The following is a 17894-nucleotide window of genomic DNA, read 5'->3' as shown; positions in this document are numbered from 1 at the left end:
ACCGGCTCCGTCGACGAACGGCTCGCAGACCGCGGCATGGGCGAGCTCGGCGAGAAGATGGGCATGATCATCACGGAGCTCTCGGCGGAGCGCGCCGTCGGCTCCATCCCCGTCGAGGGCAACCGTCAGCCGGTGGGCCTGCTGCACGGCGGCGCCTACGTCGTGCTGGCCGAGAGCCTCGGGTCGATGGCGGCGAACGTGCACGCCGGACCCGGCCGCTACGCCGTGGGCATCGAGCTGAACGCGTCGCACTCCCGCAGCGCGACGAGCGGCACCGTCACCGGGGTCTGCACCGCGATCCACCTCGGCAACACGCTCACGACGCACGAGGTCGTGCTCACGGACGACCAGGGCCGGCGCTGCTCCACCGTCCGCATCACCAACATGATCCGCGAGCGGCGCTGAGCCCTCGCCCGTCATCAGGGAGTCCACCGTGGACTGGAAGATCGAACTCGTCATGGTCCCCGTCAGCGACGTCGACCGGTCGCGCGACTTCTACGAGCGCATCGGCTTCACCATCGACCACGACCAGCGGGTCTCCGACGAGGTCCGCTTCGTCCAGGCGACACCGCCGGGGTCCGCCTGCTCCATCGCGTTCGGCCAGGGCATCATGTCGCCCGACGTCGTCCCCGGCTCGCTCAAGTCGATCCAGGTCGTCGTGCCCGACGCCGACCAGGCGCTGTCCGACCTGCGGTCGCTCGGGGTCGACGCCGTCGGGGTGGACGAGATGGCATGGGGCCGCTTCGTCTTCTTCACCGACCCGGACGGCAACGCATGGACCCTGCAGCAGCTCCCCGCGCGCAGCTGAGCCGGTGCGGTCAGTCCTCTGGCGGTCGCTGCAGCAGCAGTCGGGCGTCCCCGAAGCCGAGGCGCCGGTAGAGCCGCTCGCCGTCGACGCTCGAGTGCACCGACGTGCGCTCGGCGCCGAGCTCGTCCGCGACCGCCAGCAGCCGGTCGACCATGCGTCCGGCCACACCCGACCCGCGCAGGTCGGGGTGGACGTAGACGGTCTGCAGCTCGGCCGCCATCCGTCCGCCCGGTCGGTGCGGCGCGGGCGGACGCGGCGTCAGCGCGAGCCACGCCATGCCGAGCACGATCCCGTCGCGCTCCGCGACGACGCACCGGTGCGTCTCCGGGCGGCGCAGTGCGAAGGCCGTCATCGCGTCGCGGTACGCCTCGGGCGACTGGCCGGGCGTGCGCCCGTCCTCGTCGACGCTCCACCGCCAGCGCAGGTCGGCCACCGCGGGCATGTCGTCGGGACGGGAGGACCGGATCACCACGTCGTTCACGGTCCCACCCTCGCAGATGGTCCCCACACGCGTCGACGCCGCCACCCGGAGCGGGTGGCGGCGTCGACGCGGTGTCGGTGAGCGACTACTTCTTGGCGCTGAGCTGCTCGATGATCGCCTTGGCGACGTCGTGCATGGTCAGACGGCGGTCCATGGAGGCCTTCTGGATCCAGCGGAAGGCCTCGGGCTCGGTCAGGCCCATCTTCTCGTTGAGCAGGCCCTTGGCGCGGTCGACGAGCTTGCGGGTCTCGAAGCGCTCGACCAGGTCGGCGACCTCGGCTTCGAGGGTGATGATCTGCTGGTACCGCGAGAGGGCGATCTCGATCGCGGGGAGCAGGTCGTTCGGGGTGAACGGCTTGACGACGTAGGCGAGGGCGCCGGCCTCGGTCGCACGCTCGACGAGTTCCTTCTGGCTGAACGCCGTCAGGAGGACGACCGGCGCGATGTGGTTCTTCGACAGCTTCTCGGCTGCGGAGATCCCGTCGAGCTGCGGCATCTTGACGTCCATGATGACGAGGTCGGGGCGCAGGTCAGTGGCGAGCTGCACGGCGGTCTCGCCGTCGCCCGCTTCGCCGACGACGTCGAACCCGTTGTCACGGAGGATCTCGACGATGTCGAGGCGGATGAGCGATTCGTCCTCGGCGACGACGACGCGACGGGGTGCTGTTGCGGTTGTTGCTTCTGAGTCACTCACGCCGGAGAGCCTACTAGACCCGCGGAGTCCTGCCCGCAGCCATGGACCGATCAGTGAACAAAAGGACCCTGGTACGAGTGGCGCGACCCGGAGACCGGAACAGCGAACCTGGTACGAGTGGCGGGACTTGAACCCGCACGCCGTGAGGCAGAGCATTTTGAGTGCCCCGTGTCTGCCGATTCCACCACACTCGCGAGGACGCCGATGTTACCAGGCCGAGCCGGGCCTCCAGGTCGGTCGTGCCGCCGTCCCGGCGCCGTCGAGCGCCTCGACCGCGGCCACCAGGCCCGCCCGACGCGGGGACCGCGGCGGCAGCACACCGAGCAGCGCGCGGAGCACTCGCGCGTCCTCGGCGCCGTCGGGCGTCCCCGCCCAGGCGAGCAGCGCGGCGGTGGACCCGTCGGACACCACCGCCTCGCGGAACCGGCTCCGGACCAGGTCACGGAGCGCGTCCACGCCCGGCGCGTCCGATGCGGGCAGGACGGGTCCGGGGTACCGGCTGACGGCCTGGAGGCGCGCCCCGCGGTCGAGCGCGGCCAGCACGCCGTCGACGTCGGTGCGCACACCGCCCACCCGGTACGGGCGTGAGGCCAGCGTCACGCGGGGGGCGCTCGCCGCGAGCACCCGACGCAGGCGCACGACCTCGGCGCGGACGGTGACGGTGGCGCCGGGGTCCCCGTACACGGCTTCGGCCAGGTCGGCAGCGGGCAGCCCCCCGGGTGCGGTCGCCAGGACGGCGAGGATCTCCGAGTGCCGAGCGGACAGCGCGACCGCGCGGCCGTCGACCCGCAGCACGGCCGTGTCGGCCCCGAGCAGGACGAGCTCGGCGTCCTCGGGCGCCGTCGTCCGGCCCCGGGCCGGCCGGCGGAGGGTCGCCAGCGCGAGTTCTGCCTCGGCGGCCGCGACCGTCGCGGCGAGGAGCGGGAGCGTGTGCCGTTCGACGGCACGGTCGTCACCGGTGACGTCGACCACGCCGATCGGTCGGCCGTCGGTGTCGTGCACGGGGACCGCGCTGCACGAGAACGGCTTGACCGCGGTGGCGTAGTGCTCCTCGCTGCGGATCTGCACCGGCCGGTCCAGTCGGAGCGCGGTGCCGGGGGCGCTGGTCCCGACGTGCTCCTCGGCCCAGTCCGCTCCGGCGACGAACCCCATGTCCTCGGCGGCGCGGCGGGCCTGCCGGGCCCCGTCGACGAACACGAGCCGACCGGCCGCGTCGCCGACCGCGACGATGCACCCGGCGGCCCGGGAGTCGTCGAGGAGCAGCCGTCGGACGATGGGCAGAAGCGTGGCGAGCGGGCCGCTCCGTCGGGCGGCGTCGAGCTCGTCGGTGCCGAGGGTGACCTCTGGCGTACTGTCCGGGTCGACCGACGCCGACCGCCGCCACGACGCAGCGACGAGGGGGCGGACGGACCCGGGACGGGGAGCGCGCATGCGTCCTCCGTCCGACCGGGTCCGCCCGTCGCGTCCTCGCGGCAGGTGCGGTCAGCCTACGTCCGCGCGCTCGACGGGACCAGGCCCAGGCCCTCCAGTTCGGTGTCGGTGAGCATGCGGGACCGGGTGAGGAACCGCTTGCCCTCGGGGACCTCGACCGAGAACCCGCCGCCGCGGCCGTCGACGACGTCGATCGTCAGGTGGGTGTACTTCCAGTACTCGTACTGGGACCGGGACATGTAGACCTCGACGGGCTCGATGCCGGTGACGTCGAGCGCCCCCAGCAGCACGTCGCCGGACCCGGTCCGGAACATCCCGACCGGGTAGCACATCGGGCTCGACCCGTCGCAGCAGCCGCCGGACTGGTGGAACATGAGCGGGCCGTGCCGGGCGGTGAGGGAGCGCAGGAGCTCCCCCGCCGCCGGCGTCACCGCGACACGTGCGGTGGGATGCGGCATCAGAAGAACCCCATCGGGCCTTCTGCGTACGACACCAGCAGGTTCTTCGTCTGCTGGTAGTGGTCGAGCATCATCTTGTGGTTCTCGCGCCCGACGCCGGACTGCTTGTACCCACCGAACGCCGCGCCGGCCGGGTACTGGTGGTACGTGTTCTCCCACACGCGTCCCGCCTGGATGTCACGGCCGGCCCGGTAGAGCGTGGTGGCCTCGCGGCTCCAGACCCCGGCGCCGAGTCCGTAGAGGGTGTCGTTCGCGATCGAGATCGCGTCGTCGTACCCGCTGAAGCTCGTGAGCGCGAGGACCGGTCCGAAGATCTCCTCCTGGAAGATGCGCATCGCGTTGTCGCCCTCGAACACCGTGGGCGTGACGTAGTACCCGCCGCTCAGTTCGCCGCCGAGGTCGGCGCGCTCGCCGCCGGTCAGGAGCTTCGCGCCCTCCTGCTTGCCGATGTCGATGTAGCTCAGGATCTTCTCGAGCTGGTCGTTGGACGCCTGCGCGCCGATCATGGTCGCCATGTCGAGGGGGTGCCCCTGCTTGACGGCACGGACGCGGTCGAGGCCGTCGGCGACGAAGCCGTCGTAGATCTCCTTCGCGACGAGCGCCCGGGACGGACACGTGCAGACCTCGCCCTGGTTGAGGTTGAAGAAGGCGAAGCCCTCGAGCGCCTTGTCGTAGAAGGCGTCCTTCTCCTGGGCGACGTCGGCGAAGAACACGTTCGGGCTCTTCCCGCCGAGTTCGAGCGTCACCGGGATCAGGTTCTGCGACGCGTACTGCATGATCAGTCGACCGGTCGTGGTCTCCCCCGTGAACGCCACCTTGCGGACGTCGGGGTGCTGCGCGAGCGGGGCGCCGACCTCGAAGCCGAAGCCGTTCACGACGTTGAGGACCCCGGCGGGGAGCAGGTCCTGGATCAGGTCGATGAGCACGTGGATGGACGCCGGCGTCTGCTCGGCGGGCTTCAGGACGACGCAGTTGCCGGCGGCCAAGGCGGGTGCGAGCTTCCACACCGCCATCAGGATCGGGAAGTTCCACGGGATGATCTGCGCGACGACGCCGAGCGGTTCGTGGAAGTGGTAGGCGACGGTGTCGTGGTCGATCTCCCCCGTCGACCCCTCCTGCGCGCGGATGGCCCCGGCGAAGTACCGGAAGTGGTCGATCGCGAGCGGGATGTCGGCGCCGAGGGTCTCGCGGATCGGCTTGCCGTTCTCCCACGTCTCGGCGACGGCGAGCATCTCGGTGTTCTGCTCCATCCGGTCGGCGATCCGGTTCAGGATGTTCGCGCGCTCGGTGATGCTCGTCCTCCCCCACGCCGGGAAGGCCTTCCACGCGGCGGCGACGGCCTTGTCGACGTCGGTGGAGTCGCCCCGTGCCACCTCGGTGAAGGTCCTGCCGGTGACGGGTGTCGGGTTCTCGAAGTACTGCCCACCGGTCGGCGGCACGTACTCCCCGCCGATGTAGTGGTCGTAGCGGGACCGGAAGGTGACGAGGGACCCGTCCTCCCCCGGTGCGGCGTAGGTGGTCGGCGAAGCTGCGATGGTCATGGTGGTGCCCTCTCGACGACGGTGTCGGTGGAGCGCGCGGTCCGTGCGCTCGGGAGCGACGCTACGAGCCGCGAGGTTGCATCCGGTTGCGAGTCCGGACGGTAGGGTCCATGCCATGGGGACGGAACACCCGCTGGTGGACGGGACCGGCGACGGGTACGTGGTGAGCGAGACGGTGCTGCCGGTCGTGGCACTGTCGCCGATGCGTGCCGACCTGTTCCTGCGGGCCGCGGCCGACGGCCGCCGGGTCGTCGTCCTGACACCGGACACCGCACGGCTCACCGAGTCCTTCCGCCAGGTGCTCGACGGCGCCGACGGACGCTGGGTCGTCCGCGCCGAGGACGGTGCGCTCCGCGACGGCATGACCGGGACCGCACTCACCCGGGCGGCCGACGCGTTCCGGACCCCCGGCAGCGGCGACGCGGTCGACCCCCGCCACCTCGCGGTCCCCGTGCCCGACCAGGTGCAGTTCGTCGTCTCCGCGTCCATCCGGCACCGCGCCGATGCCGGCATCCGACTCGGCCGGGCGTGGGAGACGTTCGCCGCACTCGGGCCGGGCTCGACCCCGGTCGGGTGGGGCACCCACGAACCCGTCGAGGACGCCTGGGACAAGGACACGCTGACCGCCGCAGCCCGCGCCCGCATGCCGCACGACGCCCGCTTCTCGGTCATCGGGTCCCCCGACGCACCGCTCGCCGGCTCGGTCACGGCGCGCCGCACCGACAAGGGCGTCGAGGAGGTCGTGACCGGCCTGGTCGGCGTCGGCGCGCCCGGCACCCCCGGCGTCCGACGCGCACACGACGCGGCCACCGTCCTGCTCGCCGACCTGTGCCGGACCGCGCTGCCGCTCGTCGCGATGGTGTTCGCCCGCGTCGGCTCGGCGGACCTGACCGTGCGCCCGGTGCTCGAACAGGACCCGGAGCCGGTCGCGATGCTGCTCGGGGCCCCCGCGGTGCAGGGCCTCGGGCTCGACGTCGACGAGATGCGGGAGCGCTTCGGCGCCGAACGCGTCGGCCGTCCACGCGTGCCGTCCCTGGTGCTGCGGTTCCGCGACGGCCCCTCGCGTCCGGACGCCACCGGGTGGGAACGCCTGCGCCCCGTGGTCGACCACCTCGGCCGCGACGCCGTCGAGCGGCTCACCGGACGCGACCTCGGCGCAGACCGGACCTCGGAGGATCACCCGCATGCCCCGTGAGCTCACCATCCTCGGGCCGGTCCTGGTCGGCGACGCCGAGTTCCGACCCGCCGCTGCCGCGGTCGACCCCGGACTCGGCATGCGCCTGGTCCGCGAGGGCCTGGTCGCCCGGTTCACCGACGGTGACGGTCGGCTCGTCGCCACCGTGCAGCACCCGCGCCGGGTCCGTTCGACGTCGGAGATCCGTCGGCTGCTGCCGGACGTGTCGATGCTGCCGCCCGAGGCGGACGGCGGCGGGTGGTGGTGGACGGACGTGTTCGTCCCGCTCGACGACGAGACCGAGCCGATCGGCAGTGCGCTGGCGACGGCGATCGCGGAGCGGGCGCACGGCGTGCTGTCCGCCCAGGACACGAGGCGACGATGACCGACGACCCACTGTTCACCAGCCTGTTCGCCGCGATGCAGGCGGCACCCGAGGACGTGGCTCTGCGTGGGCAGGTCGCGCAGCTGCTCCTGCAGCGCGGCCGTGCCGCCGAGGCGCTCCAGCACGCCGGGATGGTCCTGCAGCAGGACCCGGGCAACGCGCTCGCCCTGCAGGTCCTGACCGACGCGACCGCCGCACTGCGGCCGGGAGGCCCGGTGCCGGTCACCGACGACGCCACCGACACCGAGCCTCCCGCCCGGCCGGCACAGGAATTCGACTGGCGACGTGCCGAGGCGGAGCTGGGACGCAGCGTCCCGCCGCCGTTCGTCGAGCCGGCGGCGGACGACGCCGGGACGGACGAGTCGGCCGAGTCGGCCGACTCGGCCGGTGCGCCCGAGAAGATCCGCGTCGACGGCGAGGGCGAGCACGCCCTCGACATCGAGATCGAGCGACCCGACGTCACGCTCGACGACGTGGGCGGACTCGAGGACGTGAAGCAGCGCATCCGCGAGTCGTTCCTCGAGCCGATGCGCCACCCGGAGATCGCCGCCGCGTTCGGCAAGACCCTGCGCGGTGGGCTGCTGCTGTACGGGCCTCCCGGGTGCGGCAAGACCTTCATGGCCCGCGCGATCGCCGGCGAACTCGGGGCGCACTTCGTGACGGCACGGATCGACCAGATCCTCGACCCGTACGTGGGCAACACGGAGAAGAACCTGCACGCGGTGTTCCAGGCGGCCAGGACCCGGGGACCCTCGGTGCTGTTCCTGGACGAGATCGACGCGCTCGGCGCACGACGGTCGAGCATCGGCAGCGGGTGGAGCGGCCTGCGGCAGATGGTGAACCAGCTCCTGCTCGAACTCGACTCGGTCGGCTCGGAGAACGACGGCCTGTTCGTGCTCGCGGCGACGAACAGCCCGTGGGACGTCGACCCGGCGTTCCTGCGCCCCGGTCGGCTCGACCGGATGACCCTCGTGCTGCCACCCGACGCCCCGGCTCGCGAGGCCATCCTGCGGCACCACTTCGCCCGACGTCCAATCGCCGGCATCGACCTCGGCCAGGTCGTCGCGGCGACCGAGGACTTCTCCGGCGCCGACCTCGCGCACCTCGTGACCTCGGCCGCGGAACAGGCGATGGCGAAGTCCGTCGCCGCGGGCGAGATCCAGCCGCTCGGCATGGCCGAGGTCCGACACGCGCTGACCCAGGTGCGGCCGTCGACCGGGTCGTGGCTGGTCACGGCGAAGAACGTCGCGGCCTTTGCGAACGCGGACGGGCGGTACGACGAGCTGGTGGCGTACCTGAAGCAGAAGCGTGTCCTCTGACGCTCCCGCGGGTGCCGACGCGGTCGGGTCCGCTGCTGCTCGCGCGGGGTCGCTCCGCGCGCTCGGGCAGCTCGACATCGCCGAACGGGTGCTGCGCGAGGCGCTCGCCCAGGCGCCAGGCGACCCGGAGCTGCTCAGCGAGTGGGCCGCGCTCCACCAGGCGCGCGGTGAGCTGCAGCAGGCCGAACAGGCAGCGCGCGCCGCGGTCCAGGCCGCACCGGACACGCTGCCGCCGTACCTGCGGCTCGTCGCCGTCCTGATCGCCGCCGGCCGGGGTCCGGAAGCCCGTGTCATCACCGGCCGACTCGTCCCGATGGCGCCCGACGTGGCGGGGCTCTGGGCGCAGCACGCGATTGCGAGCATCGACGCACGGGGACGTCGACTGCCCGAGGTCCGGCAGGCGTACGAGCGGGCGATCGAGCTCGAGCCGGAGTCCCCGGACTGGTACGCCCTCGCCGCGGTCTGCGAGCGGGCGTACCGCAACACCCACTTCGCGCGCGAGCTCGTCGTCGAGGGACTGCAGCGGGCCCCACAGCATCCCGGGCTGCTCGCGATGCGCGCCGAGTACGCCCCGGTCGCCGACCAGCCGGACCTGCTGCTCGACCTGCTCGTGTCGAACCCGGGCGACGAGGAGTCCCGCGAGCTGCTCGACGCCGCCGTGACCTGGGAGCGCCGCGCCGCCGCGGCCGTTGCGCTCGTGCCGGCGCTCGTGGCCGTCGTGCTGCTCGCCGCCGGGCCGGGCGTGGTCGGCGCCGTCGTGACCACCCTCGCTGCTGCACTCGGCGGCGTCGGGTCGTGGTTCCTCCTGCGGCGCTACCGCCGTCGGCGGGACCGGCTCCCCGCAAGCTACCTGGGGACACTGCCGCGCCGCGGAGCGGTGCTCGCGCGGTGGGGCGGTCTCGCGGCGACGGCCCTGGTCGTCACCGCGGTGGCACTGCGGTGGGCTGCGCCGGTCCTGCCCGGGCCGGACGCGCTGCCCGCCGCCCTGGCCGCGGGCGGCGGCACCCTGCTCGGGCTGGCGTCGGTGGTCGCGCTCCTGCCCGGCGACGACCGTGTCCTGCGCACGGCACGGAACCGGACCGGACGGGTCCTGTGGGGAACGGCGTGGCAGTTCGGCAGCCTGCGGCAGGAGCTCGCGCTCTGGTCCGGCCTGGTGGTCGGCGTGCTCGGGATCATCGCGACGTCGACGTCCCTCGACGGTGCGGCCCCGGCCGGCCTGGTCACCGCCGTCGCGTGGCCCCTCGCGCTCGTGACCGCGTCGATGTTCGTCGAGGCGTTCCGCGCGGGACGGTTCGCCGCGCAGCGGTACTTCCGGAGCCTGGGGATCCGCTACCGGCTGTTCGCGCTGGTCGTGCTGACGGCGGGGCTGGTCGGGATCGGCGCCGCCGGGTTCCAGGCTCCCGGGGACCGCGGGTCGTCCGATGCGCCGGACCCAGAGCCAGGGTCGTCGTACTCGGTCCCGGGGTTCCAGGACCGCACGGTGACACCCGTGCCGGTGCCGACCTTCTCGATCCCCTCGTTCGACCTGCCGACCGTGCCGCCGATCACCGGCGAGGGCTGAGGGACCGATGGTCCTCACGCCGTCGTGCACGTTCCTGCAGGCCGTCCGGGTGCTCCACCACCGGGGCTGGCACTCGGTGCGGGTGTTCCCCGAGCTGTACGCGATCGGCGACTGGCGGTGCTGGCTCATCGCCTCGGGGTACGGATCCACCCGGAGGCCCTTTCGGATGACCCTGCACATCGGCTCCGAGGACTGGGCGATGCCGTTCTCCCACGACCCGACCGTCTCGCTGACGGCGGAGCAGATCGCTGACGGGCTCGAACCGCTGCTGGATCCCCGAGCACGCCAGGCGGACCCGGCGTACGGCCCCTGGTACGAGGAACTCCTCCGACAGAGCGGCCCCACCGCGCTGCCGGTGTTCCGGGGTGCAGGATTTCCGGGCGGGTCAGGTCCGGCGGTGATCGGTCAGGACGGCGAGGTCACGGTGCTCGACATCGCTCCGGAACCACCCGAGCCGGTCCGGGCAGGCGCTGTCGGCTGAGACCAGCGTCCACGCTGGTGCGTCCTCACCGGCTTCGCCCCGCGGAGGCGCCGCCGCTCGCGAGTCGCTGCGACACGGCGGTCACCTCGGCCGGCGCCACGGTGTCCACGTCAGCACCGTGCAGCGCGGCGAGCAGCACCCGGACGACACAGGCCGCGTCGTCGCCTGCACGTTCCGCCAACGCGATGGCCGCGGTCCCGTCGCCGACGTCCGGATGGGTCATGACGACGTAGACGGCCACAGCCAGCGTGTCAGCGTCGCTCGTGCCGCGCAGCGTTGCGAGCGCATCGCCGTGGTCAGACCCGTCCCGAGCCCGCGCTGCCGCAGCTCGGACGACAGAGTCCACTGCGGCACCTTCTGGCCGCTGACGAAGGCGGCGCAGAAGTGCCGAGGCGACACGCAGCCCCGCGAGCAGGTCGGCGCCGTTGCTGACGGCCCGGAGCACCGCCGCCAGAGCAGTACCGGCCACGATGCCGATCGGCCACGGACCCTCCGGTACCGAAGCCAGACCGAATCCCGTGAACGCCCGCTCCGGGGACCAGCCGCCGACGAGGCCGAACGGGACTGCCTGGATGATCGAGGCCGCGGAGCCGAGGACAGCCGACCGGCCAGGGACATCGGCGCGACCAGCCTGTGCTGCCAGGTCAGCAGCCGCGCGGATCCGCGCGCCGCCCTGATCAGCGTCCGGCTGCACCCACGCGGACAGTGCCGCCGTGATCCGTTCGACCGCCGGCAGGTCGGGGAGTGCGGACGCGGCGAGCCGTTCCCGGAGCACGGTCATCGTCGTGACGAACGGCTCGCTCTTCGCCTCCAACTCCAGGGCGAGGTCCATGACCGCGACGTCGGTCGGGACACCGGATCCACGAGCGGCCCGGAGTCGGTCGGCGACGAGGGACATCGCGCGGTCTGCAGCGAGACCACGGTCCGGAGCGGCAAGGAACCCACCGGCATCCGCACCACCACACCAGAGGAAGCCGTCGAACCGCGTCCGCTCGTCGCCGACCGCCCACGCCTGGATTGCACCCTCCATCGTGTCGGCAGCGAGGCCGATGATCTCTGGGACGACGCTGTCGCGCACGTGGCCGGACGGCGCAGGAACCAGCGGCTCGGCCGCTCCTCGCTCGTTCAGCGCGCCCATGAAGGGACGAACTGCGGCGCTCGTCCCTGCGATGCGAACTCCGCTCGCCACGCGTCGAGGTCCGGTACCGGCAGAGCATCTGTCCGCGGTACGCGGGGATCCGGAGCGCCGAAGTCGAGTCGTTCGTCGTACACGAACGAGAACGAGAACGAGCCCGCGGCGGTCACGTGCAGTCCGGCGCCGATCCACGTCCCCTTCTCTGGGTCTGCTCCGGCGCGGCGGAGAACCTGGAACTCGTCGACCATCGGGTCCGGAACTCCGATCGGGGTCGGCTGTCCTGCGGACGCAACGGAGCCCCGTGCGGTGTGTTCGCGGCCGCAGAACGCGACGAAGAAGTCCGCGGTGTCGAAAGACCCGCCCTGCGCCAACCACCGGTAGGCGTTGCCGGCAAGTGTCGTCTGCACCTGGTTCAACGCCTGGAGCGAACCCGCGGGCGGGTCCTGCTGCGATGCGGTCTCGTCTCCGGCGCTGTCCCGGGGCGCCGCCAGGAGCTGCGCAGGGATCTGCGGGTGCACGTGGGTAACGAGGGCGATCGGCAGGTACAGCTCCTGCGGACCGGGGTTGACCAGGACTCCGCGGTCTGGGTTGGCGAGATCGACGACCCGTGCCCCGTTCAGGACGACGACGTCGTTCGCTGCGGGGAGGTCAACCCGCAGACTGTGCCGTTCACCGGTGAAGACCACGAACGCGGCGCCGTCGGCCCGTGGCATCGAGATCGGGTAGGCCGTGCCGTCTTCCATCCGCATCGGTACGAGGAGCGGGCTGCCGAGGAACCCGTTGACGAACTCCCCGAGCGTGGAGGGATCGGTCAGGGCGCCGACGAGTCGGGCGTCGAGTTCCGGGTTGTCCATGCCGGTCATCGTTCGAACCGCCGCGCGAGCTGCCAGTCCACCAGATCGGTGATCGCGTCCGTCACGTCGTCCTCCGCCCCGGCCGGGCCGTTCGGGCCGTCGAGCTCTGCAGCGAGTGCCGCACAGGTCGACTCGTCGCTGACGAAACGGTGCAACAGCGGTCCGGTCGCGGACTCGCCGACCTGCTCGAGCGCCCGGTCGTCGACCTCGCGGCGGAGGAGCTCCGTCGCGGGAGTGTCCGCACGGAGTGCGCTCACGAGCTCCTCGGACACCGCATTGAACACCGTGGACCACCGCGGAGACGGCGCCAGCCGCGCCAGCGCCGGCGGCCACGTCGGTGTGGCCGCGACCCCGCGCTCGAGCGCCGCACCGTCGCCCTGTCCGGTGTCGTCGCCGGCGACCAGCGCCTGCAACCACGCCGGGATGTACGCCGGCGAGCGAGGGTGCTTGGCGAGCTCGTCGATCCACGAATCGTCGAGTGGCAGCGTCAGGTCGACCTCCGACGGGTCGAGATCCGGCACCAGACGATCGAACCAGACGCGTTCATCCCGGTTGTAGGAGAAGGTCGCCGAACCGGCAGCACGATCGAGGTCGAGCGTGCCGGAGAACCACGTTCCGCGCTCCGGCTCGACCATCGCCTCGCGCAGTTCGTCCCAGAGGGCAGTGAAGGGCATACGGACGCGGAGCGTCCCGAGTGTTCCGTCCGCCCGCGTGTACCTCGCGACCGACGTACCCTCCCCACCGATCTCCGCGATGGAGAACCGTGCAGTCTCCCAATCGTGTTGCGCGAGCAACCGACCGGCTTCCGCCGTGATCCGGGTCTCAAGGGCCTGCTGTTCGACTGTCACATGTCTCCTGGATGCTGTGTCGTCGCTCGGCGACTCACGAGGTCGGTTTGTTCGAGAAGCGGACCTGCCGAAGAGGGCCACCGTCGATCTGGTATTCCACATCGTAGCGAGACGGACGAAGTCCTTCCGGGTAGGACAGGTTCACCTCGACCCGGACCGACTTCCCCGAGTCGATCGCGGCAGCCCATTGGTTCTCGAGCGCCTTGTACGCGCCGAGGTTCACCTTGCTCCACTGCGCCGTCAGGTTGATGCCCTCGCCGGGTCCGCCGAAGAGCGTCGCGAAGATGTGGCCGCCGTGGTCGACGTCGAGGCGGTCAGCGCCGCCGGCCGACGTCTGCTGCCCCCCGTGGCGCGACCGGTCCTCGAGTTCCTTGACGACCTGGTCGAGGTTGCCCTCGGCGTGGACGACCCGAGCGTGCTCGTCGGTCTCGTAGACCCACTTGCCACCGTCGACCTCGTAGCGGGTGTTCGCCTCGATCGCCTTGTGGTAGAGGTCGGTGTTCCAGGCGCCCTTGCTTCCCGAGTCGTACTGACGGACGGCGCGTTCGACGCCGTCCTCCCCGACGTGCGTCCTCGGGGTTGCGTCGGTGGGTCCGTCCCCGTGCACTGCGGGTGCGGTGTCGCCGTGCTCAGTCGCCGGTGCTCCGTCATGCGCCGGTGCTCCGTCGTGCGCCGGTGCTCCGTCGTGCGCCGGTGCTCCGTCGTGCGCCGGTGCTCCGTCGTGCGCCGGCGTTCCGTCGTGGGCAGGTGACGGCGAGTCCCCGTGGCCGGATGTCGCATCACCGCGGGCGCCACCAGGTGCGTCGGCCCGATCCGGAGCGGGCGGGTCGCCACGCTCCGCAACCGGGGTGTCGCCACGCTCCGTGGGCGGTGCGTCATGGTGCGGGGCGGCCGGGGTGTCGCGACCGGCCGCGGGTGCCTCAGCGCGAGGCTCGGACGAGACCGGCGCATCACGGTGCGGCGCGGACGGGGCTCCGTCGTGGGGCCCAGCCGCGGACGGAGCGTCACTGTGCGGCGCCGGGGTGTCCACGTGCGGCGGAGGGACGTCCACCTTCGCGGCGTCACCGGCCAGGTCGACGCTCGTCGTGGGCAGCTCGCCCTCGCGGGTCACCTTCGCGACGTCGCCCGCGTCGATGCCCTTCGCGACACCAGCCAGGTCCGACCCCGTGATGCCCTTCGCAGCGTCGACGAACCCGTCGGCGCCACGGGCAGCCCGGGCAGCGTCGTCCGCGAACCCACCCGCACGGGCCACGTCGCCCGCGGCATCGGCAGCCGCGGCGGTCGCGTGAGCCCCGGCGCTCGCTTCGCCGGCGCCGGGGATGAACAGGGTGCCGATGTTGAACGCACTCGCGCCGGCGGCCCCGCCCGGGTCGTCGACCCACGACTGCGCGATGTTGTAGCCGTCCCACGACGACGACTCCCACCACTCGTCGGGGAGCTTCAGCCCGACGAGCCCGCCGACGGTGTCAGCCAGGGCGGTGGTGTCGTCGTGGCCCCAGTCGGACAGGAACTGCTGCGTGTCCTTCGGCAGGAAGTCGCCGAGCGGCGTGTTGCCGAGCGTGTTGACCACGGTGCCCACCGGCGACAACGCCGACGCCAGGTGGCCGAGACCGAGCCAGGACCCGGCGAACGTCTGCCCCGCGCGGTCGAACGCGTCGCCGACCATGTCGGAGCGCCCGGTGATCCCGCCGGCGATCGCCTCGGCGTACCAGGGGATCCCGGTGCCGTCCCACCCGGTCAGCAGCGAGCTCAGGCCCTTGGCCATGCCGCCGAGACCGTCGACCACGACGCCCTTGACCAGGTGCGCGGGGAACCCGGCGGCCTTCTCGCCGCAGGACTCCTTGCGGTCACCGGTGGAGCCCCACGGGGTGTCGATGTCCTGCTGGCCGGCCCACGGCATCGATGCCTCGGCCGCCGCCATGATCTGCGCCGGGGTCCCGGTGGGGCTGCCCGGCAACGGTGCCAGACACGCGGCCCCGAGGATCGCGTTCGCGCAGGTCTGCTGCGCGGCGAGCCACTCCTCGGCCAGGTCGGCGCCACGGCGGATCAGCCGGTTGTTCTCGTCGACCATGTCCGGGTCCTGGTCCCACGACGTGATCTCGACCTTGGTGCCGGTGATCAGGCTGACGCCGAGCGTGCTCACGGCCTGCGAGGCGATGACGTAGCCGTCGTCGGAGTTCTGCACCTTCGGTTGGAAGTGGTTCGCCCGGTAGACGAAGTCCTCGGCGTCGGTGCGCAGCGTGTCGAGCTTGGTCTTGATCGGGCCGACCGTCTCGGCATAGGTCGACAGTGCGGTCGCCACCGCGGTGAGCCCGTCACCGAGCAGCGTCGTCGCCGTCCCGACCGGGGTCATCACCGAGTACAGGTGTTCGGCGCCGTCCGACTGGTACGAGCCGGAGATCGCCTGCCAGGCGCGGACCGTGTCACCGCCACCGGTCGACACCGTGGTGCCGAGGGTCGAGATGGTCGACGCCCCCGTCGACACCGACGCGGCGTCGATCTTGTCCCCTGGCAGCTTGCTCGGGTCGATCAGGCTCACGGCGTGACACCCAGGATGGACAGGTCACCGTTGCCCGCGGCGATCCCCGCGTTGGTCTCCATGGTGGCCGCGATCTCCTCGTCGCCGTGCACGACGGCGTTCGTCGCGGCGACCGCACCGTCGATGGCCGCGGGGACGTGCCGTGTGATCGTCGTCACGTTGTCGGACATCGCGTCGAAGAACTGCGACAGCGCTCCGTTGATCAGCTCGGACTGGGCTCCGGTCGCGACGGTCTGCACCGCACCGTCGATCTTGCCGAGCGCGTCCATCACGGGCTGGCTCTTCGTCGCGACGTCGGTCAGGACGGTCTTCACCCCGGCGGGGTCGACGTTGTAGGTCATGGCTCACCTGTGTCCGCCCGGCCGTCGACCGGCCGGGCGATGTGCTCGGGTCGTCAGCCGATGCTGTCGACGGCGCTCTTGGCCTTCTGGATGGTCTGCTGCGCGGTCTGGTCGGTCGACTGCAGCGAGGTCCGGAGTGTCGCAATGATGCTGCGGACCTCGGATGCAGCGTTCTTCCAGCGGAGTTCCTTCGACTGGTACTCGTCGGAGACGCCGTCGGCCTGGTAGTCGCTCATCGCGGCGCGGACGTCTCCGTCGCGCTGGTCGATCAGTGCCTCGAGCTGGGCGGCGACGCGGTTGAAGTTGTCCTGCGCGCTCTGCGAGGCGGCGACGTCGTAGTCGCGGCGGTCTGCCTGGTTGCCTGCCATGGTGCTCCCCCTGGTGTCAGTGGCCGGCGCCGAAGCGCGCAGCGTCGAAGTTGACGGTGCCGGACGCCTGGGTGGCGTCGTCGGCCATCTGCTGGTCGCCCTGCCCGAACGCGGTGTCCATGCCGCCGATGCCGCTCAGCACAGCGGCGAGGGCGGCGTTGAGCTCGTTCGCCACCTGGTCCGACTGGGACTTGAACCGGTCGAAGGCCGCGCGGCCCGCACCGTTGAACTTGCCCTGCAGCGGCTCGGCCGCGGCGAGCAGCGCCTTCACCTGGGACCCGAGGTCCTGGGAGGCACTGCCGGTCTTCTTGCTCAGCTGGCCGAGTGTGTCGGCCCCCATCGCGAACTTCACGTCTGTTCCCCTCAGTCGGTCGTGCGCTCGTGCACCAACGACGACATTGTTCTCCATCGGAACGACTCGTGCAAGACGCAACGTGGCGTTCTCCTCTCGACTGCTAGCCTCTCCTCGCTGCAGTCCTGCGGATCCACGGGGAGGAACCGATGCCGAGCGCGCTCGTCGGCTCGTTGAGCTGTGCCCGGTGTTCGCGCATCCTGGCCGCCGCCGAACGGTTCTGCACCCGGTGCGGCGCACCCCAGGTGGGCGCGGCGACCGGGGCCGCCACCGCGACCGGTGCCGGCCTGCTGGCCGGGGTGGTACCGGCAGCCCCGCTCCGACGGCGGACCGCGGCCGTCGTCGACGGCCTGGCCACGATCCTCCCGGCCGGTGTCCTGGTGGTGTCGCTCGTCCGGACCGACACGGCGGGCGCCGTCGTCGCAGGCGTCGCGCTGGCCGTCCTCGTCGTCCTGGTCCAGCTGCTCGCCGTCTGCCGGACCGGCGTGACCCTCGGACTCGCCGTCACCCGGCTGCGCCGCGTCGACGTGCTCAGCGCCCTGCCGCCGACGGCCGCGACGGCGATCCGCGGCACCCTCGCCCCGTGGTCGCCGCACACCACGATCACCGCCGACGTGCGACGCGGCCGAGACCCGCTCACCCCGGCACTGCCGGCCCTGCACGTGCAGCAGCTGGGCCCGGCGGTGGTGCCGTCGGCACCCGTCGCGGGCGAGGGCCGCCGCGCAGCCCGCTCACGGCAGGACGGGACGACCGAGACCCGACGCGGCGCGCGCCAGCAGGTCGTGCCGCTCGCCGACGTCCGGCTGGTCCCCGCCTCGGGCGACACGATCGTCGTGCGCGGTACCGTGCTCGTGGGCCGCCGCCCCGAGGCGGACACCCCGGACGTGACCGTGCACGCGCTGCCCGACATCGCACGCACGCTGTCCCGCAACCACGCCGTGCTCGAGTGGGCGGACGACCTGCTCTGGGTGACGGACCTGCACACCACGAACGGCACGACGATCACCTCGCCCGAGGGTGCCGTCCAACCGCTCGTGCCGGGGCAGCGCACGGCCGCCGCGACCGGGTGGCGGGTCGAACTGGGCGAACGCGAGTACACGGTGACGGCCGGAGGACCGGCGTGA

The 17894-nt window shown here is 72.2% G+C and carries 20 protein-coding genes and 1 tRNA gene; 8 read left to right on the top strand and 13 right to left on the bottom strand.

Annotated features, from left to right (window positions below; genetic code table 11):
• Positions 1-36: 36 nt before the first annotated feature.
• Together ASG04_RS11485 and ASG04_RS11480 are read left to right on the top strand one after the other, a co-directional pair.
• Positions 37-405 (top strand): PaaI family thioesterase, encoded by a 369-nt coding sequence (locus ASG04_RS11485; RefSeq protein WP_056125717.1) that lies wholly within the window; start codon positions 37-39, stop codon positions 403-405.
• Positions 406-433: 28 nt separating this feature from the next.
• Positions 434-808, top strand: a complete 375-nt coding sequence (locus ASG04_RS11480) for a VOC family protein (RefSeq protein WP_056124335.1) — start codon at positions 434-436, stop codon at positions 806-808.
• A gap of 10 nt (positions 809-818) precedes the next feature.
• On the opposite strand, the gene ASG04_RS11475 is transcribed toward ASG04_RS11480, so the two are convergent.
• The 6 genes from ASG04_RS11475 to ASG04_RS11450 all read right to left on the bottom strand — a co-directional run bounded on the left by ASG04_RS11475 (position 819) and on the right by ASG04_RS11450 (position 5413).
• Positions 819-1289 carry a GNAT family N-acetyltransferase gene (locus ASG04_RS11475; RefSeq protein ID WP_156463645.1) on the bottom strand — a complete coding sequence of 157 codons (471 nt, stop codon included), beginning with the start codon at positions 1287-1289 and terminating at the stop codon, positions 819-821.
• A gap of 85 nt (positions 1290-1374) precedes the next feature.
• The gene (locus ASG04_RS11470; RefSeq protein ID WP_056124330.1) at positions 1375-1983 is read right to left on the bottom strand and encodes an ANTAR domain-containing response regulator; all 609 of its coding nucleotides are present in this window, start codon (positions 1981-1983) and stop codon (positions 1375-1377) included.
• A gap of 109 nt (positions 1984-2092) precedes the next feature.
• A tRNA-Leu gene (locus tag ASG04_RS11465) sits at positions 2093-2177 on the bottom strand.
• Between the two features lie 13 nt (positions 2178-2190).
• Complete coding sequence (locus ASG04_RS11460; RefSeq protein WP_056124327.1) at positions 2191-3414, bottom strand: GAF domain-containing protein; 1224 nt, start codon at positions 3412-3414, stop codon at positions 2191-2193.
• Between the two features lie 56 nt (positions 3415-3470).
• Positions 3471-3872, bottom strand: coding sequence for a DUF779 domain-containing protein (locus ASG04_RS11455; RefSeq protein ID WP_056124324.1), 402 nt, complete (start codon positions 3870-3872; stop codon positions 3471-3473).
• On the bottom strand, positions 3872-5413 hold the full coding sequence (locus ASG04_RS11450) for an aldehyde dehydrogenase family protein (RefSeq protein WP_056124322.1): 1542 nt from the start codon (positions 5411-5413) through the stop codon (positions 3872-3874). Before ASG04_RS11450 ends, ASG04_RS11455 begins: the two co-directional genes overlap by 1 nt.
• A gap of 115 nt (positions 5414-5528) precedes the next feature.
• Between ASG04_RS11450 and ASG04_RS11445 the strand changes: the two genes are divergently transcribed.
• Genes ASG04_RS11445 through ASG04_RS11425 form a run of 5 tightly spaced genes read left to right on the top strand, consistent with a single transcriptional unit; the run spans position 5529 to position 10333 of the window.
• Complete coding sequence (locus ASG04_RS11445) at positions 5529-6608, top strand: DUF6177 family protein (RefSeq protein ID WP_056124320.1); 1080 nt, start codon at positions 5529-5531, stop codon at positions 6606-6608.
• A complete protein-coding gene (locus ASG04_RS11440) occupies positions 6598-6972 on the top strand; it encodes a hypothetical protein (protein WP_056124317.1) in 375 nt (124 codons plus the stop codon). Before ASG04_RS11445 ends, ASG04_RS11440 begins: the two co-directional genes overlap by 11 nt.
• Positions 6969-8291, top strand: coding sequence for an ATP-binding protein (locus ASG04_RS11435; protein WP_056124314.1), 1323 nt, complete (start codon positions 6969-6971; stop codon positions 8289-8291). Before ASG04_RS11440 ends, ASG04_RS11435 begins: the two co-directional genes overlap by 4 nt.
• Entirely contained in the window at positions 8281-9852 is a 1572-nt protein-coding gene (locus tag ASG04_RS11430; RefSeq protein ID WP_056124312.1) for a tetratricopeptide repeat protein, read from the top strand. The genes ASG04_RS11435 and ASG04_RS11430 overlap by 11 nt, the downstream gene beginning before the upstream one ends.
• A gap of 7 nt (positions 9853-9859) precedes the next feature.
• Complete coding sequence (locus ASG04_RS11425) at positions 9860-10333, top strand: hypothetical protein (protein ID WP_056124309.1); 474 nt, start codon at positions 9860-9862, stop codon at positions 10331-10333.
• Between the two features lie 25 nt (positions 10334-10358).
• On the opposite strand, the gene ASG04_RS11420 is transcribed toward ASG04_RS11425, so the two are convergent.
• The 7 genes from ASG04_RS11420 to ASG04_RS11390 form a co-directional block, all read right to left on the bottom strand.
• The gene (locus ASG04_RS11420; RefSeq protein WP_056124307.1) at positions 10359-11471 is read right to left on the bottom strand and encodes a hypothetical protein; all 1113 of its coding nucleotides are present in this window, start codon (positions 11469-11471) and stop codon (positions 10359-10361) included.
• Positions 11459-12322 carry an SseB family protein gene (locus ASG04_RS11415; protein ID WP_056124304.1) on the bottom strand — a complete coding sequence of 288 codons (864 nt, stop codon included), beginning with the start codon at positions 12320-12322 and terminating at the stop codon, positions 11459-11461. The genes ASG04_RS11420 and ASG04_RS11415 overlap by 13 nt, the downstream gene beginning before the upstream one ends.
• Before the next feature lie 5 nt (positions 12323-12327).
• The gene (locus ASG04_RS11410; RefSeq protein ID WP_056124302.1) at positions 12328-12996 is read right to left on the bottom strand and encodes a hypothetical protein; all 669 of its coding nucleotides are present in this window, start codon (positions 12994-12996) and stop codon (positions 12328-12330) included.
• Between the two features lie 208 nt (positions 12997-13204).
• Positions 13205-15709, bottom strand: coding sequence for a DNA/RNA non-specific endonuclease (locus ASG04_RS11405; protein WP_056124300.1), 2505 nt, complete (start codon positions 15707-15709; stop codon positions 13205-13207).
• Entirely contained in the window at positions 15706-16050 is a 345-nt protein-coding gene (locus ASG04_RS11400; RefSeq protein WP_056124298.1) for a DUF6507 family protein, read from the bottom strand. The genes ASG04_RS11405 and ASG04_RS11400 overlap by 4 nt, the downstream gene beginning before the upstream one ends.
• A gap of 53 nt (positions 16051-16103) precedes the next feature.
• On the bottom strand, positions 16104-16418 hold the full coding sequence (locus tag ASG04_RS11395) for a pore-forming ESAT-6 family protein (RefSeq protein WP_056124295.1): 315 nt from the start codon (positions 16416-16418) through the stop codon (positions 16104-16106).
• A gap of 16 nt (positions 16419-16434) precedes the next feature.
• On the bottom strand, positions 16435-16770 hold the full coding sequence (locus ASG04_RS11390) for a WXG100 family type VII secretion target (protein ID WP_056124291.1): 336 nt from the start codon (positions 16768-16770) through the stop codon (positions 16435-16437).
• A 149-nt stretch (positions 16771-16919) separates the two neighbouring features.
• On the opposite strand from ASG04_RS11390, the gene ASG04_RS11385 reads away from it, so the two are divergent.
• Positions 16920-17894 carry an FHA domain-containing protein gene (locus tag ASG04_RS11385; RefSeq protein WP_056124288.1) on the top strand — a complete coding sequence of 325 codons (975 nt, stop codon included), beginning with the start codon at positions 16920-16922 and terminating at the stop codon, positions 17892-17894.

The sequence above is a fragment of the Curtobacterium sp. Leaf183 genome (assembly GCF_001424385.1).
Taxonomy (GTDB): Bacteria; Actinomycetota; Actinomycetes; order Actinomycetales; family Microbacteriaceae; genus Curtobacterium.
Note: the sequence above shows the minus strand (reverse complement) of the source record. Positions and strands in the feature narration are given on the sequence as shown.

Bases quoted from the DNA above. Each gene is read 5' to 3' on its own strand.
- ASG04_RS11485 (WP_056125717.1), top strand. From the start codon at position 37: ATGGGCGAGCTCGGCGAGAAGATGGGCATGATCATCACGGAGCTCTCG.
- ASG04_RS11460 (WP_056124327.1), bottom strand. From the start codon at position 3,414: ATGCGCGCTCCCCGTCCCGGGTCCGTCCGCCCCCTCGTCGCTGCGTCG.
- ASG04_RS11455 (WP_056124324.1), bottom strand. From the start codon at position 3,872: ATGCCGCATCCCACCGCACGTGTCGCGGTGACGCCGGCGGCGGGGGAG.
- ASG04_RS11450 (WP_056124322.1), bottom strand. From the start codon at position 5,413: ATGACCATCGCAGCTTCGCCGACCACCTACGCCGCACCGGGGGAGGAC.
- ASG04_RS11445 (WP_056124320.1), top strand. From the start codon at position 5,529: ATGGGGACGGAACACCCGCTGGTGGACGGGACCGGCGACGGGTACGTG.
- ASG04_RS11440 (WP_056124317.1), top strand. From the start codon at position 6,598: ATGCCCCGTGAGCTCACCATCCTCGGGCCGGTCCTGGTCGGCGACGCC.
- ASG04_RS11435 (WP_056124314.1), top strand. From the start codon at position 6,969: ATGACCGACGACCCACTGTTCACCAGCCTGTTCGCCGCGATGCAGGCG.
- ASG04_RS11425 (WP_056124309.1), top strand. From the start codon at position 9,860: ATGGTCCTCACGCCGTCGTGCACGTTCCTGCAGGCCGTCCGGGTGCTC.
- ASG04_RS11420 (WP_056124307.1), bottom strand. From the start codon at position 11,471: ATGGGCGCGCTGAACGAGCGAGGAGCGGCCGAGCCGCTGGTTCCTGCG.
- ASG04_RS11415 (WP_056124304.1), bottom strand. From the start codon at position 12,322: ATGGACAACCCGGAACTCGACGCCCGACTCGTCGGCGCCCTGACCGAT.
- ASG04_RS11410 (WP_056124302.1), bottom strand. From the start codon at position 12,996: ATGCCCTTCACTGCCCTCTGGGACGAACTGCGCGAGGCGATGGTCGAG.
- ASG04_RS11400 (WP_056124298.1), bottom strand. From the start codon at position 16,050: ATGACCTACAACGTCGACCCCGCCGGGGTGAAGACCGTCCTGACCGAC.
- ASG04_RS11395 (WP_056124295.1), bottom strand. From the start codon at position 16,418: ATGGCAGGCAACCAGGCAGACCGCCGCGACTACGACGTCGCCGCCTCG.
- ASG04_RS11385 (WP_056124288.1), top strand. From the start codon at position 16,920: ATGCCGAGCGCGCTCGTCGGCTCGTTGAGCTGTGCCCGGTGTTCGCGC.